Origin of the sequence: Acinetobacter sp. AOR01_HL (assembly GCF_027855455.1) — a bacterium.
Lineage (GTDB): Bacteria > Pseudomonadota > Gammaproteobacteria > Pseudomonadales > Moraxellaceae > Acinetobacter > Acinetobacter baumannii.
Genome location: NZ_JAKTIM010000034.1, coordinates 1 through 16,677, shown reverse-complemented (window position 1 = coordinate 16,677; position 16,677 = coordinate 1). Strand labels below are relative to the sequence as shown.

13 protein-coding genes and 1 pseudogene are annotated in these 16,677 nt (G+C 34.9%); 3 read left to right on the top strand and 11 right to left on the bottom strand.

Features of this window, described 5'->3' with window-relative positions; translation table 11 throughout:
- Positions 1 to 149: 149 nt before the first annotated feature.
- From chrA to MKL62_RS10225, 5 genes and pseudogenes are all read right to left on the bottom strand, one after another.
- Positions 150 to 1,571, bottom strand: coding sequence for a chromate efflux transporter (chrA, locus tag MKL62_RS10245; protein ID WP_002040866.1), 1,422 nt, complete (start codon positions 1,569 to 1,571; stop codon positions 150 to 152).
- A 46-nt stretch (positions 1,572 to 1,617) separates the two neighbouring features.
- Positions 1,618 to 2,556, bottom strand: coding sequence for a chromate resistance protein ChrB domain-containing protein (locus tag MKL62_RS10240; protein WP_002065076.1), 939 nt, complete (start codon positions 2,554 to 2,556; stop codon positions 1,618 to 1,620).
- A gap of 333 nt (positions 2,557 to 2,889) precedes the next feature.
- Positions 2,890 to 3,768, bottom strand: a complete 879-nt coding sequence (locus tag MKL62_RS10235; RefSeq protein WP_000027438.1) for a TIR domain-containing protein — start codon at positions 3,766 to 3,768, stop codon at positions 2,890 to 2,892.
- Positions 3,769 to 3,840: 72 nt separating this feature from the next.
- A pseudogene (locus MKL62_RS10230) lies at positions 3,841 to 4,197 on the bottom strand (tyrosine-type recombinase/integrase); the annotation flags it as partial.
- 318 nt (positions 4,198 to 4,515) lie between these two features.
- The gene (locus MKL62_RS10225; protein ID WP_025469992.1) at positions 4,516 to 5,070 is read right to left on the bottom strand and encodes a YybH family protein; all 555 of its coding nucleotides are present in this window, start codon (positions 5,068 to 5,070) and stop codon (positions 4,516 to 4,518) included.
- A 582-nt stretch (positions 5,071 to 5,652) separates the two neighbouring features.
- Between MKL62_RS10225 and posA the strand changes: the two genes are divergently transcribed.
- Positions 5,653 to 9,651: a delta-poly-L-ornithine synthetase PosA gene (gene posA / locus MKL62_RS10220; RefSeq protein ID WP_005128073.1), complete on the top strand. Its 3,999-nt coding sequence runs from the start codon at positions 5,653 to 5,655 to the stop codon at positions 9,649 to 9,651.
- A 69-nt stretch (positions 9,652 to 9,720) separates the two neighbouring features.
- On the opposite strand, the gene MKL62_RS10215 is transcribed toward posA, so the two are convergent.
- A complete protein-coding gene (locus tag MKL62_RS10215) occupies positions 9,721 to 10,227 on the bottom strand; it encodes a GNAT family N-acetyltransferase (RefSeq protein ID WP_001027817.1) in 507 nt (168 codons plus the stop codon).
- Between the two features lie 33 nt (positions 10,228 to 10,260).
- Positions 10,261 to 10,518 carry a YjhX family toxin gene (locus tag MKL62_RS10210; protein ID WP_001054060.1) on the bottom strand — a complete coding sequence of 86 codons (258 nt, stop codon included), beginning with the start codon at positions 10,516 to 10,518 and terminating at the stop codon, positions 10,261 to 10,263.
- 278 nt (positions 10,519 to 10,796) lie between these two features.
- On the opposite strand from MKL62_RS10210, the gene MKL62_RS10205 reads away from it, so the two are divergent.
- Positions 10,797 to 11,216 carry a hypothetical protein gene (locus tag MKL62_RS10205; protein WP_000750920.1) on the top strand — a complete coding sequence of 140 codons (420 nt, stop codon included), beginning with the start codon at positions 10,797 to 10,799 and terminating at the stop codon, positions 11,214 to 11,216.
- A 136-nt stretch (positions 11,217 to 11,352) separates the two neighbouring features.
- The gene (locus MKL62_RS10200) at positions 11,353 to 12,099 is read left to right on the top strand and encodes a hypothetical protein (protein ID WP_109850703.1); all 747 of its coding nucleotides are present in this window, start codon (positions 11,353 to 11,355) and stop codon (positions 12,097 to 12,099) included.
- A gap of 369 nt (positions 12,100 to 12,468) precedes the next feature.
- Here the strand turns inward: MKL62_RS10200 and MKL62_RS10195 are convergent, their stop codons facing one another.
- From MKL62_RS10195 to MKL62_RS10175, 4 genes are all read right to left on the bottom strand, one after another.
- Positions 12,469 to 13,038 carry a hypothetical protein gene (locus MKL62_RS10195; protein ID WP_005128076.1) on the bottom strand — a complete coding sequence of 190 codons (570 nt, stop codon included), beginning with the start codon at positions 13,036 to 13,038 and terminating at the stop codon, positions 12,469 to 12,471.
- Positions 13,039 to 13,237: 199 nt separating this feature from the next.
- Positions 13,238 to 14,734, bottom strand: a complete 1,497-nt coding sequence (locus MKL62_RS10190) for a hypothetical protein (protein ID WP_030423684.1) — start codon at positions 14,732 to 14,734, stop codon at positions 13,238 to 13,240.
- A gap of 508 nt (positions 14,735 to 15,242) precedes the next feature.
- Positions 15,243 to 16,085 carry an IS3 family transposase gene (locus MKL62_RS10180; RefSeq protein WP_223673390.1) on the bottom strand — a complete coding sequence of 281 codons (843 nt, stop codon included), beginning with the start codon at positions 16,083 to 16,085 and terminating at the stop codon, positions 15,243 to 15,245.
- A gap of 32 nt (positions 16,086 to 16,117) precedes the next feature.
- Entirely contained in the window at positions 16,118 to 16,627 is a 510-nt protein-coding gene (locus MKL62_RS10175; protein WP_001122273.1) for a helix-turn-helix domain-containing protein, read from the bottom strand.
- Positions 16,628 to 16,677 lie beyond the last annotated feature (50 nt).

Here is a 16,677-nt window from a genome sequence, read left to right as displayed (position 1 = left end):
TGACCAGCTACCACAACAAAATAAGGTAGCTTAACTAGAGCAGAGTATCACTTATAAATAAGCTTTTAGTTGTTCAAACATGTGGGACCACCTCTGTTTTAGTTGGACAAATAAGTCCAACTAAAACATTTTTATATAGTTATAAGTGATTAGCCGCTTATCCCGAAAAAGTGAAGAATAATTCCTATAGCGCAGCAACCAGCTAAAGTAGTCATCATTCCAAGTTTGAAACGGAATAAAGCAAGCATAGCTATGATTGATAACATTAGTGACCATGGGTTAATGCTGGATAAAACTGGAACTTGTAAAACCATTCCATATTTATGAATTACATTAACTTCAGCAAATAATGTATGTAATGCAAACCACACTGATAGATTAAGGATCACTCCAACAACAGCTGCTGTAATTGTCGAAAGTATGGCATTTAAAGCCTTATTATTTCTTAATGCTTCAATATATGGAGCACCAATAAAAATGAATAGAAAAGAGGGTACAAATGTTACCCATTTCGCTAATATACCTCCAAGAGTACCAGCCAAGGCAGGATTCAATGATCCTGGGTCTCGATACGCTGCCATAAAGCCTACAAACTGAACTACACTAATCAGGGGGCCAGGGGTGGTTTCAGCCATACCAAGTCCGATCAGCATTTCACTAGGTTTAAGCCAATGGAAGTTTTCGACGGCTTGCTGTGCAACATAAGATAAAATTGCATAAGCACCACCAAACGTAAGTACGGACATTTTGCTGAAGAATAGAGCGATATGCGTATAAACATTATCTTTGCCCATTAAAGTAATAAAAGCTATAAGTGGGCCGAGCCATAAGACCAAACCAATGAGAGTAATTTTTAGAGCTCTTGTATGGGAAGGTTGTACATGCTCTGGGATCTGCTTAGCAAAAGCAGCATCAATAGCTGCTAATGAAGCATTAGAGCTATTAGCGTCAGAATGAGATGAGGAGGCGTTAAATGCTTTACTTCCACTTTTATTTCCGATGTAACCGATAAGCGCAGCAACTAAAATAATAAATGGAAAAGGCAAAGCAAAGATAAAGATGCCGATAAATGACAAGATAGCGACAATGACCATCACCTTGTTTTTTAAGGCTCGACGACCTACACGCATGACAGCTTCAAGAACTACTGCAAGTACGGCTGCTTTTAATCCAAAGAATAATGCTTGAACAATACTAATCTGACCATAACTTGCATAAATCCAGCTTAGTATTCCTAATGCAAGTAGACCCGGTAAAATAAAGAGAGTACCCGCAACGAGTCCGCCACGTGTTCGGTGTAATAACCAACCTATGTATACAGCCAACTTATGTGCTTCAGGACCAGGAACAAGTGTACAGTAATTTAAGGCATGTAAAAAACGCGTTTCACTAATCCATTGTTTCTCTTCAACTAAAATTTTATGCATTACTGCGATTTGCCCCGCAGGTCCACCAAAGCTAAGCGCAGCTACTTTAAGCCATACCCAAAAAGCTTCACGAAATGAAACACCATGAAGTTCATGTGGGGGAATGCTTTCAGCTAAAGCAGTGGAATCTTCATTTGTATTCATTGCTATTTCACCTAAATTTTTGAAATTTAAAAAGTATTTGATGCGTTTAATCATTCAGTACAGAGCTATTTTTATTAAAGCTAGACAATAGGCCATTAAAGATTGCATTTGATGCGACTAATAATTGGTCATCATCTGTAATGTTTTCATGTATTCCTGCAAAGACGGTTTCTATGCCTGAAGCTTCGGGTGGCTCAATCCCGCCAATATCAAGATAGTGGACAATCTCTGCAATTTTTTTCAAAGCAGGTGTTTCTAAATTAAAACTATGTAAAAGAACTTCGAAGGTAACCCAGTGATTGATATGACTGAAAGCTGCACCATCAAAATCGAATCCTAAAGCTTCTTCTGGACATTCACTTGGTGTTTCTAACCAAATAAATGTAGGAGTTGAATCAATAAAAGTCTTGATTAGCCATGCAGAGGCTAGACGATCAATCCAAGGTCTCTTACGAGTTGCCCATATTTTGTTTTGATAACTATTTTTATCTAGAAGTTGAATATGTGCTTGTATTGCTTGAGGCTCATTCACTTCACCAAGTCGAGCTATTGAAAGCTCTAAAGCAGAAAGTTCATTTAGTACCTGTGCTTGAGTCTCATCGGGGTAATAGTCAATTTCTACGAGTGCATCGATACTTTTTCTTAATTTACGGATTTGCTTGAGCAGCTCTTTCTTTTCATCTTTAGATTGACGATCTCTTAACTCAGAGAGTTGTTTATAGAGGACATCGTATTCTTCTTTTCGACTGAAGAAAGGAGCTAATTCAAGGTTTAAAGGCTGCTCCGCATGGAATACATACGCAGAGCCTTGCTCTGAAATAACGTCACTTGCAATAGGATCAAATTTCTCGCTATGAGAAATGGGAAGTAAATACACACCATCTCTAAGGATTGCGGCTCCACTTGCTTTAAGAGAACGCCATACTCTCATACGTGTAGATGTGTTCTGTGTAGGCAAAGAGGATATGAGTAAAGATATTTTCATGTTGTATACTCAACTTATTTGTTAAATATATAACATTAATTTGGCTTGGATACAAATATGAAGAATCGATTTCTTATATCAAAAGAAATATTAAAGGGCGGAAATGGCTAAAGAAGAATTTTTTAAGTTTTTGATTTTATATAAATTATTTGGTTTTATTGTTTCAATATACATCAATATTTGTGAATTCAGTATTACTCATCACAAAAAAAATTGTTTTAGTTATAATTAAATTATTGATTGTAAAGTGTCTAAATTGTAGGGTGTTCAAAAGTTGACTGAGAATTAGGTTATTTGTAAATCTCAGTCAAAATTTTAATTTTTAGAAGGCGCTTATCGATTTAAGATAACATCAGCTAATTGATGGGCAATTTCCTCAATACTATTTACAGAAGTATTTAAGGCGACTTTATCGGCTAAATTCGGACTATAATCTAAAACGTCATTTTTAGTAATTTTGTGCCAAATCGGTAAAATCATTTTATGGCCATTCATTTCTCGAGCTACTAAGCCATCAAGTTCATAGTTGGTCCAGTCTTTCTTAATAAAGTCAGTTGAAAGAACAACGGTACCGTATTTAGAGTTTCGGAGACCACTATCAATTTTTTGACGTAAACTGTCCCCAACTTTTAACGTGAATTCATCGTACCAAACGTTTACTCCAAGTTGCTGTAATGTCTCTGCAAGCGGTCTGACAAAATCTTCTTTATCTTCTGAAGCGTGTGAAATAAACAAATCATATTCTGGTTCCGTCTCAGGTATTGTATTGTTGTAAGATGATATTGAAACATCAGTAATATATTGGGTAGAAGCTTTAATAGCATCAATTTCACGTTTCAGCTTCTTTTGATGTTCAATTTCGTCTTTCTGCTGTTTTTTAGTCAGGACCTCTAATTTTTTTCTTTCCAGTATTTCTTCTTTTATAAGGTTCTGCTTTTCTTTCAGCAGCTTATTATCAATATCAATCTTTTTCTTTTGTAAGTCTGAAAGTTTTGATTGTATACGAGCGTTTTCTTGTTCTTTCCTACTAATTTCTGATAACTTTGTTTTTAATGTAGAGGGGCTAGTTGTCTTCCCGATAGAATTTTGAATTTGTAAAATTTTAGAAATTATATCAGCTCCCTTTTTCTGCTCTAAGCTCATTCGATGAGTAATATCTGCTAACTCCTTATTTAACCTTGTTATGGTACTGCTTATAGTTTGTATTGACATGTTGGCTCTATGATAAATATAAAGGGTAAGATTATTATTTGGTTAGGCGAAATACAAGGTTTATGTGTTACATCACTCTGTAAGCGTAGAGCAGTGCTCTGCCCAATCTGCCATTAATTCTTTACGTTTATCTAGATAATCTCCACGCAAGTAAGAAGCTTCAACTTTATCTGGTAGTTTGTGCGCTAATACATGTTCACAGACTTCACGCGCATAATTAGTTTTTTCCGCAGACCAGTCACGAAAAGTAGACCGAAAGCCATGTGTGGTAATTATACGATTCTGTTTTGGATCAATATAGCCTAAGCCATTTTTTAGTTCTTGTTCATGCATACGCTTGATTAGTGTAGTCAATGGCATGTCGGAAAGCATTTCACCACTACGTGGGGCGGGGAATATAAAATCTTCTAATTGAATATATTCTCGAATGAACTCTTAATTGAGGTAAAATTACATGAACTGTCTTAGAATGGGTAGTTTAAGATGATTTGTAATTTACAATCATTAGCTTACTAAGCAAGAATAGTGTCAGGTGAATGAAATATAAACAAATGATTGGTTGAAATTTTATTGTAGTAAAAATAACAGTAAAAAACTAAAATTAAATTATTTTTTGTATGTTTATCAGTGGTTTGGTTGTTTAATTTGACTAACACCGCTTCCGCCAAAATTCTTAAAAAGCCCTTGTTAATGACGAGGGCTTTTTTTTATGCATATAAATTACTAAAAAAATGATCGTGCTCCTTTCTATATATTTCTAAGTATAGTCTCTCCCGTTCGAGGGTTCGTCAAAGTGACATTTTCTAGCGCTTGAATGTACCAAGAATGATTCTTCTTGGTGAGTACAGTAAGAATGAGAGTATCAATCTGATGAGGCCCTTGAGGATGAGCTACGCCTGCAGTGAGGCGGCTCCAAAAATGTGAAATACATATATCCTCACTCATAGGTATGAGGTCTATCAGCTCATTCTCTAGTGTTGAATCACGATAAATGGTTCCATGAATAGGTTGATGCAGTGCAATAATTTCATCAACACCTTTAACGTAGTGACCGAAGCGATTAACGAAAGTCGCATCTTTATCAAAAAGAGCAGCAAAGGCCTGCATATCATGCTTATTCCAAGCGGTTTGAAATGCTAAAGGTATTTCTTTTGGGGTTATTATGTGTTGACTCATACCAGCACCACTGTTTAATTTTTTAAGTCTATTTTCAAATATTATAAATAAAGATACTTCGTCATGCTTAAATGAAACAGGTGATCTTAGTTCGCCTTCCAAGAGTATCTTCGTTTTAACCCACACAACTCACCACACCAAATAGGGTAGGTCGAGTTATGAGTAGAACGTGTAAATAACTGCTCGCTCAATCTGCTCAATGGAGTTAAGTTTTTATAAAATCCAGATAAAGATATAAGTTAAAAAGAATTGATGCATACAACTTTAATATAATGTTAATAATCAAACATTATGTATAAATTTAAATACACTCTTTCATTTTTAAAAAACTCTTTTAATAATTCAGAGCTAAACAATTAAGTTTAAAATATGGAGAATTTGTATACAGGATAGCTTTTATTAGTTTAATTAAAATGAGAACTATATAAATCTTGTGAATTCTAGTTTTTTACTTCATTAGTTTTGTACGTTTTTATCTTAAAGATAATCATAAAATTAGAATTATAATATTAACTATTTGATTTTTATTTATAAATTAAAATTAACGGCTAAGGTTCTTACTCTGTGAATAAACATCAAGACTAAAAAATTTAATCTTGCTTTAAGTTCTCTTAATTAATTTATGGCCTATCTAGATTTCGTTAATGGGTCAGAAAAATAAATTATGACTTCATTTAAGCCAAATCAGAAAATTAAGAGAGTATAAAAATGAACCAGTTTGTAACGAACACGAAAAATGTAATTCGTGGAAAGTATCATCCGGAATTTTTGCAGAATGAAGTCTTAGCCGATATTTTTGCTCATACTGCACAAACTCTTCCTGATAAAACGGCTTTAATTGAAGCAGATAAAACGCTGAGTTATGGTGAGCTGTATCAGCAAGCCTTAATTATGGCTCAACATCTGGCTTTAAAAGGGGTAAAGCCAGGTCATATTGTAGGGCTATGGCTGCCGCGTGGTATTGAGCTTTTAAAAGCTCAACTGGCCATTTGTTTAAGCGGTGCAGCTTGGCTTCCTTTTGATATGGATACGCCCGCGGACCGTATTGCGGTATGTCTTGAAGATGCTGAAGCGGTAGGAATGATTACTACAGATGAATGGTATGAACATTTAGCTGAAGTGCCGCAAACAAAATGGACCAACACCGAGCTGCAAAAACCATTAAGCGAAAGTGTAAGTTTAGCGAAAACCACTCCAGATCAACCTGCCTATATTATTTATACCTCGGGTTCGACAGGTAAACCCAAAGGAATTGTGATTACTCAAAAAAATATTTGTCACTTTTTACGTAGTGAAAATAGTATTTTGGGTATTCAAGAGCAAGACAAGGTCTATCAAGGCTTTTCAGTCGCTTTTGATATGTCGTTTGAAGAGATTTGGCTTTCTTATTTGGTAGGTGCAACGTTGTGGATTGCACCGAAGTCACTTGTCAGTGACCCTGAGCGGTTATGCCAAACCTTAAAGCAGGAACAAATTACAGTACTGCACGCTGTTCCAACATTACTTGCTTTATTTCCTGAAGATGTACCTAATTTAAGAATTATTAATTTAGGTGGGGAAATGTGTCCGGACTCACTGGTTGACCGCTGGGCATTACCTCATCATCAAATGTTTAACACCTATGGACCAACCGAAACCACGGTTTCTGCAAGTCTTGAGTTATTAGAACGCGGCAAACCTGTCACCATTGGCAAGCCCTTACCAAACTACGGTATGTTGGTCATTAACTCTGAAAGAGAGTTGCTCGAGCAAGGTGAAACAGGGGAGTTATGTATTTTTGGTCCAAGTGTGGCACAAGGCTATTTAGGACGACCTGATTTAACCGCAGATAAGTTTATTGAGAACCCTTGGGCAATGAGTATAGAGGAAGAATTACTCTACCGTACTGGGGATTTGGCTAAAATTGATGAGTTTGGTCAAGTACACTGCTTAGGTCGTGCCGATGACCAAGTTAAAATCCGTGGTTTCCGTGTAGAGCTTGGCGAGATCGAAGCTGCGCTTTGCGATATTGACGGAATTGGTACGGCAGCCGTTATTCTTCGTCCTGAAGACGGCATTGATCAACTTATTGCGTTTATTGCGCCAGAAATTGATGCAAAGCAAGCTATAGAAATTAAAGAACTACGGCATAACTTGAGTCAGCGATTACCGCCTTATATGGTGCCAAATCGTTTTGAGATTATTGAAGAAGTTCCACGTCTATTATCTGGGAAAATTGACCGTAAAGCTTTAAAAGCAAGACCGCTCACAAGTGTGGTAGATCGCAGTGAATCTGACCAGCCACAGAACCCAGCTGAAGAAATCTTGTTTGAAATTTTGAATCGTTTGTTCCCAAACATGCCGATTAAACTCGATTCCGATTTCTTTGATGATTTAGGCGGGCATTCACTACTTGCCGCTGTTTTAATTTCAAATCTGCGTGAGCATGCGGAATATAGCCATCTGACCATTCAAAACTTATATCAAGCGAGAAGAGTAGGCGCGATTGCTGCACTCATGTTAGAGCAGCCTGAACCTACTTTATTTGATAGCCAAATTGGACAAGATAACCCTCGTAATCAGACTTATAAATGGTTATGTGGTATTGCCCAGCTCGTTACTATTCCGGTTTTAATCTCGATTAATATTTTGCAGTGGTTAGCGCCATTCTTTACCTATCACTACTTTACCGGTGGAACCCGCGACAGTATTCCGTATGCGATTGCGTTGTCTTTATTGGTGTATGTCAGTGTCATTATGAGCAGTTTTGTACTGTCGATTACGGTAAAACGACTATTAATGTTAGGAATTGGCGCAGGGCGTTATCCATTATGGGGATTAACCTATTTCCGTTGGTGGCTAGCGGACCGTATTAGTAATATTTCACCTGTCTATCTCTTGTCGGGTTCGACTTTACTTAACTTATATTTGAAAGCACTTGGTGCAAAAATCGGTCACGACGTTACCATTAGTTCTGTACATATTCGTATGCCATCTTTACTGACTATTGAAGATGGCGTGAGTATCGGTTCTCAGGTGAATTTAGAAAATGCCAAAGTTGAACATGGCCACTTGGTATTAGGTTCAATTCACCTTAAACAAGACAGTTATGTAGGTTCGTATGCTGTATTAGAAGAAAATACAGTGTTAGAAAAACAGGCCCATGTAAATGCCTTAACTTCAATTGAATATGACACGGTTGTACCTGAGGGCGAAATTTGGGATGGAACACCTGCTCAGAAAATAGGGCATATAGATGAGCAAGCTAAATTGCCAGAGCGACCTAAACTATCGTTTATACGTAAAATTGCTGAATATGGATACTATGGCGTTAGCGCATTAGTCATTGCCTGTCTTTTCTTTATTCCAATTTTTCCAAGCTTCCTTTTGGTCGACTGGTTAGATGTAAATGTATTTAATATTAACCCGAACAACCATTTGCAAATCGCGCTTTATTATTTCATTTTAGCGATTCCGGCTAGTGCAATGATGATGATGATTACTGCGGTGATTTCTTCAGGTCTGCGTAAAATTGCATTGCCGCGTCTTGAAACCGGAACCTATGCGGTTCATGGCAGCACGTATTATCGTAAATGGTTTGCGGCCCAAATTTTAGAAACCAGCTTGCAAACCTTACATGGCTTGTTTGCCACCATTTATGCGCCTACATGGTTCCGTATGCTGGGAGCAAAAGTAGGTAAAAATACCGAAATTTCTACCGCAACCGGGGTCATTCCAGAAATGCTGACTTTGGGTGAAGAAAGCTTTATTGCCGATGCTGTAATGCTGGGTGATGAAGAGATTAAAGGCGGTTGGATGTCTTTAAAAGCAACCAAAATCGGTAACCGTAGTTTTGTGGGAAATAGCGCTTATATTGCTGATGGGACAGTGTTACCAGACAATGTTTTAATTGGCGTGCAATCAAAAACACCAGATAACCGTGAAATGTATGATGGACAAACTTGGTTTGGTTCTCCGGCGTTGCTGTTACCTGCACGTGAAGCTGCTGAAAAATATCCTGACCATTTAACCTTTAAACCAAGTATTAAGCGCCGTTTAATGCGTGGTTTTATTGAAGGGCTTCGTATTGTATTGCCGGCCGCACTTGCGATTGGGGTGGGTTATATGATCGTGCTAGACGTTATTGATGTGATTAATAACTACAATATTGAGACAGGACTGGTTGCATTAACGCTCGCAGGGCTGCTTTATGGTGTTGGCTGTTTCCTTATTGTTGCGCTATTAAAGTGGATTTTGATTGGTCGCTATCAACCGCGTTCGGCACCTATGTGGACCATGTTTGTATGGTTAAGTGAAGGGATTACCAGCTTATATGAATCAGTTGCGATTCCTAACTTCTTAAACTACTTAAGAGGAACGCCAATGTTGCCATTCTTCTTGCGTATTTTAGGGGTTCGTATTGGTAAAGACGTTTATATGGATACGGCTGATATTACCGAGTTTGACTGTGTCAGCATTGGTGACCGTGCCGAGTTTAATAGCTTTTCAGGCCCGCAAACTCACTTGTTTGAAGACCGCATTATGAAAATTGGGCAAGTAAATGTTGGCAATGATGTAGTGGTCAATGCGCGCAGTATTATTTTATATAACGCAAACGTGAGCAATCATGCTGTGTTAGGTCCATTAACACTGGTCATGAAAGGTGAAAATATTCCGGCTAAATCTGCGTGGATTGGTTCACCGGCTGTGCCTTGGGTTCATAAATAATAAATTGTTGAATTGAAAAAAAGCCTCTATAAATAGAGGCTTTTTACTATGTGTGGTAAGCGAACTTATTTATTCAGTTGCCGTAAAAGCGTCATGGTAAGTAACTTCACCTGAGGGAATATGGTTAATGAAGCTTAAAGCTTGAAAGTATTCATTAGGCACATCAGGTAAATTTAAATCAGGGTAAGATTTAAAACCAAATCGACTGTAATAATTTGGATCACCTAATAGAACGCAACCTTTTCCGCCTAATTCTTTTAACTTTTGAAGAGCTGCATTCATTAAAAGAGAACCAATGCCAATTCCTTGTTTCTTTGGACATACAGAAATAGGGCCTAGGCCATACCAACCAGTGTCACCTGACGTAATTGTAACTGGTGAAATAGCCACATGACCTACAATTAAGTCATCTTCTATAGCAACCAAAGAAATTGTAAGTTGCTTATGTTTACGAAGGCTATTTACAATAAATTGTTCAGTGTGGCTAGAATGCTCTTCATTTAAGAACGCGGCTTTCGTCAACGCTTCGATATTTTTAATATCTTCGGGTTGTTCATCTCGAATTGTAATATTCATATTTTTCTTTCTCTTAATAAATAGCAAGTTATATCAACGATTGTCTAGTTGAGGGCGGACCGTCTGGAGTCCTAACAATGTAATTTGATAAGGTTGGCTATTTTTAGACTTGATTAAACGTTTTGCTTTTAGCTTTTTAAATACATCTAAAGAACAATCAGATAGCACGAAACCTTCTCGTGTGTAGCATTCAACGAAATAGACTGTGCCTGATGCGTCACGCTGGTATTTAATATGTCCGCCTTTAGCAAGGACATGGAGAGTTCGTTGTTCGAACTTTGAAAGATTCATGTTGGAGCCTTGATAATAATCAAACGTGCAAATAGAGGTGATCAGAAATATGACCACAGAAAAATTGCAACATTGATAATCAACTCAATAATAGAAATTGAGAGTGATTATCAGATGATTACTATCTCCAACATATGAACCTCTTTGAGAAGGGGGATACTTTTATTCAAAGGATATATTAACTGTATATATCACTTAATAACAAATGTTTTTTATATTCATAGACCTTTCATTTATATAAAATCAGGCAACAAAAAATTATGTATGAGTTTTAGTAAATGAAAAAAACAATTTTTAGCCTAATTTTCGCTACCTGTGCAGCTTTTTCAAATAGCATTCAAGCAGAAGAAGTTTATTATCAACAAGAAGATATCGCTTATGCTTTTGAACTAGATTCAATCGAATTTTATTTACCAAGTAAAAGTAAATTTAAAATTACTGCTACCAGAAAACTAGTTGGCGTACCTGAAACAAAATTTTATACAGGTGATTTTGATAAAGATAATATCGCACAATTCCATATGGCTTTTGACTGTTCACATAAGACGATACAGATTTTAGACTTTATGATTGGTGATAAAAATAATGGTGAACTTAAGTACAAGAGCGATAAAAAGAGTGAAGTAATGAAAGCCACGCGTGATAATGATTTAGCTATGCTTAATTTAGTGTGTGAAAATGCTAAGGCTATAAAATAGTGTCTGTGCATCATAAGGCTTGTTTTTAATACTCTTATATACAATTTTCTTGGCGACCCACCTTTGAAAAAATGAAATTAAAGATTTAACAATTATGATACCTGTACAGACATTCTCGGTTTTTGCAATTTTTTTGTTGTTTATTGCTCCATTGATTGGTGTTGTACTAACGCTAGGTTTATTAGTGAAAGCACTATTCTTTTGGCGAAATAAGGCTCAAAAGCCTGTGAGGTTTTTCTCTCAAAAAACATTATTCATTACGCTAGTGGCATTAATATGTGACCTGTGGGCAGGTTATTTATTTTATATGACTGAATCGGTAAAGTATGAGATTGCTCTTAAGCAGCATTACAAGGAACGTCGCAGTCATTTCGTTTTATCTCAAGATGCACAATATGGCGAACTGTTGATTCCCAAAGGGAGTTTAATTAGTCGTTACGATGCTTTTGACAACGGCGAGCCACAAGTACCCTTTAGCTTACGTGGATTAGAGGCTGTACGTTTTCCTCATCCTGTACAGGTTGCAGGAATGTGGGTAACTGCGATGGAGCCTCCTCGAATGGAATTGGCATGGGATCAGCATGTAGGTCCAGTTATGCGCTTTGATCCTAAGGAAGAAAATGGCTATGGTAAATGGGTTTACGATACGAAACGTCCTACCATCGCTTGTTCTCGTGGAGACATCGTGCTACTTGAAATTCCACTCATTGATTATGATATTCAAAAAGAATTTGGTAAACCTGAGCCTGATGGAGCGAATGCACGTTTTCGCCCGAGTGAGTGGGGTGTTCAAGAATGCGAAAAAGGTCAGGAGCCAATTAAAGTTAGCCCTGCGTATACTGGGACTGCACCAAAGAAACCTTGGTTTCAACTATTAGACTGACAATATCCCATGTTAAAAAATCTTTATTTAGCCTAATCATTACTGTTGTAGTCTTGTTCTCAATTTTATTTTTAGAATTTAATAGAGTTAATGATTATTTAATTTTTGGTTATCAAAGGTGAAAATATTCTGGCTAAATCTGCTTGGTTTGGTTTACCGGCTGTGTCTTGGGTTCATAAATAAGTAAGTGATGAATAAAAAAAGCCCCTGTAGAACAGGGCTTTTTTATATCTAAGTTTTTAATCTGCTTAAATATAGATATATTTGCAAGGTTACAATTAAATTAATGTATATATAAAGTTGTAAATAAATTTATTTTTATAAATAAAAAGCATCCTTTATATTAAAGAAGAATATATTATAAATATATTACTGGGTAATTACCCAATCAATAATTTTTTCTTTATATTGGTTAAGAATTTTACTATTCAAGATAGGTTCATTATTAAAGATGCTTGTTAATGTTGAGATAATAATATCACCATCAATAATGTCTCCAATTAATTTTACTATTTTTTCAATTAAAATAGAGTTATCAATTTTTATATCAAGACAACCCTCTAAATCTTTAGTTAAAGAGTGAGCTATTTCATTTCTTGATTTTCTAGCTTTGTGTAGTTTTGTAGATAACTGTTCCGGTAAACCTAAATTTTGAATGCTTTTATCAAGTGAAAGGTATCTAGATGTTATTTGCTTAATTAATAGATCAAAATCTTCATCCGTTCTTATTGCCTTGATTTCGTTTTCTGTATCTAGTTTAACAAGATATTTCTCTAGAGTGCGTAGTTTTACCTCTTCCTTTAGCTTTATTGCTTGAGACAGTCTTACACACATAGAGTCGAACCTAGTTGCTATAACTAAACAGCGACCAAACACTCCATGTAAGTAATCCGAATTTTCAGTTCTTTCAAAGTCGTCAAAAAAGATTTCTGGTGACATATTTAGCCTATATGAAAATTTAAACTTTTTAAAATTATCATAATACGTCTTATAAAAATTGTTTTTTAGATTGAAAAATAGCCTATCATTAATAGGCTATTTTATTTTTGGAGCTTCATTCATATATTGGTTGTTTAAATTAATAAAATCTATAAATAAAACCTGTTTTAAGAGTTTAATGTAGGAAAATATTAAAAAATTATCCTGTAGTATTTTCAGATCGAATCGAGTTTTCTTGCTCTTTTTTTGATGGAATTTTATCAATTAGATTGGTAAAAATAGTTGTCATATTTGATGATAAGTCCACTTCATCTCCTTTGCTTGAATACTTTCCATCACTTGTTTGATTAAAGTAACTTGGTATTAGTCCTTTTCTAATCTCTTTCTGCTCATCAGGGGTCATGCGGGCCATAAATGGCTCTAGGGCAGCAAGTTGTAGAAAGGTCCTGTGATTTTCTTGATAACATTCATAATGTTTAGACGCTTGTTTAGACAAATATAAAGCGAGTACAAAAAACATTAAAGAAATAGATAATCGCGAAATTAATAATAAATAATTTGTCTCAGCAATTTTTCCACTAGGTATCTGCGACTGTTCCCAGAAGGCAAAAGCAAAAATTCCAATTGTTGATATAATAGCTAGAATAATAGAAATAGAAGTATATAATCTATAATCTTTATATTCTTTTTTTTCTTCATTTCCTTTTTTTTCATAGTTTTTAGTTAATTCGTATATACCAGCTTTTTCTACTAGATTTTTAAAATCTGAGTGTGCGATTTCAATTGCATGAGATTTTGCTTTTACATTTGTAATGATAGAGTCAATTTGATCAGCTATTTGAGATTTTGTTTCTTCTAATTCTAGCTTAATTTTTTGGGTTTCATTGCCTATTATTTTTGAGTATTCTAATTCAATAATTTGGGTTCTTTCATTTAAATTAGCTAAGCTTTTTAGTGCTGAATCAACACCATCATTAAGTAAATTATGGCTTTTAATAATTTTATCATTATCTAATTTTAAAATTTTAAATTGGTTTTCATATTTTTTTGTCAAATTACTTATTTCATTTTCAAAACGCTTTAAAATTAATGTAGTTTCTTCTTTGAATCTTGTTTGATAATCTATATCAAATCTATCTTTTTCAATTTTAATTTCTTCATTTAATGAATTTTTAATACTATTAAGAGTTTTGAAGTTTTTATCTAGATTTTTAATTATTTCTTCATTTACTGTTTTTAATCTCTCAATAGTTTGGACAACAAAAGATTCAAGTGGTCTTAATATTATATTTCCTCCATCTTTTGATTTTAATTCAGGAGAAAGTCCTTTGCAAAGTTCTTTAAATTTTTCTATTAGAATTTCTGTGTCTTTAATTAAATCAAATGAATAATTAATTTCTTTGTTATAATTTTCTAAGATAATATCTCTAGGAAGAGTAGATGTATATTCTAAGAATAGATTTTCTATACTATATGTTAAACCTCTAATTTTATTACTAACACTATTTATTATTGTTTTTTGTTCAAGTAGATTGTTCTTAGAGTTTTTATGGGTATCTGTAAGCTCTAGGTGCTCATCTATTTGATCTTCTAACTCATTATAAAAAAAAGTATAGATTTTTTTATTATTCAAATTAATATTTCTAATTTCCCCTAAATTTTGAATAAAATCATTTTTATTAGATTCAGCATTCATTAAATTTCTTACCCCAAATTTTTTCATAAAATAGAATGTACTTATATTGTCATAATGATGAACTATCATCAAGTTACAATAAAATGAATAGGGTTGTGGATTCTTAAAATCTCTAATGAAGAAATCCTAAATTTTTAAAGAAAACATTTACAGTTATAGATGCAGCAAAGATGAGTTGATAAGGATTTATTATTTCTACTACTAGTAAACACTGGAAATATCAATTATTAACTCCCTTTATAAACCCCCATTTAACAATAACTCACCCATTATTTATCCTTACTTTTTAATGATCTAAATTAAAACAAATGTCATTTTGTGTGCTTGACTGCAAAAGGGCAGAGCACTATTCTTTGCCTGCTGGCCACATTGCCAGCCGGTTTTAGCAGACCGTGTATTATCTCCCGCATCAGAGCTTTTCCTTCTGAGGAATAGTCTTGTGTGGTGAACTACTCGTCCCTTTCCCGTAGCGGTAGAATGATCTGCCCCCATAAAGTTGGACAGTTAGTTAAGCAGTTTTTATAAACTGGTTTCTATATTGTACAGGGGATAAACCTTGTAGCTTCACCTTGATTCTCTCATGATTATAATAATGAATGTATTCTCGTATCGTTTTCTCTAATTCATCAATTGATTGAAATTTTTCTCCATGAAAGCATTCCGATTTTAATATTCCAAAGAAGCTTTCTATTACAGCATTATCTAAGCAATTTCCTTTACGAGACATACTTTGAATTAAACCATGTTGCTTTAATTGCTGTTGGTAATGAGCCATTTGATATTGCCATCCTTGATCTGAATGGAGAATTGGTTTCTCATGTCGCTTAAGTTTAGCTAAAGCATGAATGAGCATATCTTTCACTAACTCATAATTGAGTTTACGTTGGATTCGGAAGGTAATAATTTCCCCATTAAACAAATCTATAATTGGTGATAAATAAAGTTTTTCACCGTTAACATTAAATTCCGTCACATCAGTTGCCCATTTCTGGTTGGGATGGTTCGCTTTAAATTGCCGTTGCATAATGTTATCAGCCACCGTCCCGACACAACCACTTTTATATGAGCGATATTTCAATGCTCTGATACGTGATTTAATTCCCATGGTTTTCATAAGGCGATATACACATTTATGGTTGATTATTATTCCTGTACTTTTCAGGGCAAGAGTAATTCTACGATAGCCATAGCATCCCTTATGCTTGTGATATATGGACTTAATCTGCTGTTTTAACTCAGTATATTTGTCATTAGAGCGTACAGCTTTCATGTGATAGAAATAAGTACTACGAGCAATCTTTGCAATACTGAGTAAGAGTTTTAATGGATAAATTTGCCTTAATTCTGAAATAACCTGAACAGTGTCTGCAGTACAAAGTGTATTTAAGTACGTTGCTTCAGTTTTAAGGCTTTTAGCTTTTTTAAAAAGGCAACCTCCGCTCGTAAAGCGGTCACTTCATCAATGAGTTCCTGTTGAGATTTATCTTTGTCTTCTTTTATAGGCTTAGTTATTTTGGTTTTATCTTGTTTAACCATATTGGTATAAATCCTCGTAGTATTAAACCCGGCAATCCCTTCTTTATGATACTGAGCGAGCCACCTTCTTAAAATTGACGTCCCGCTCAGATTTAACCGTCTTCTAACTTCTCTTACCGGTATCTTATCAAGAAGCATTTGTACAGCCTTGATTTTAAATTCGGAAGAGTAGTAGGTTTTTTTAGTTTTAACATTCAGGCCATCTTCACCTTGTGCCTTATAGTTTTCAATCCATAAGCGGATGGTTTGGAGATCAACATTAAATTCTTGTGAAAGGATTTTATATCCTTTACTTCCATCTAAATAAGCTTGAATGACTTTTAATTTTAACTCTTTTGAATGCTTCGGAATTGGCATAGGGCACACCTCATAAGTTTAAAAAGTCTAACTTATGGGGTGCAGTTCAG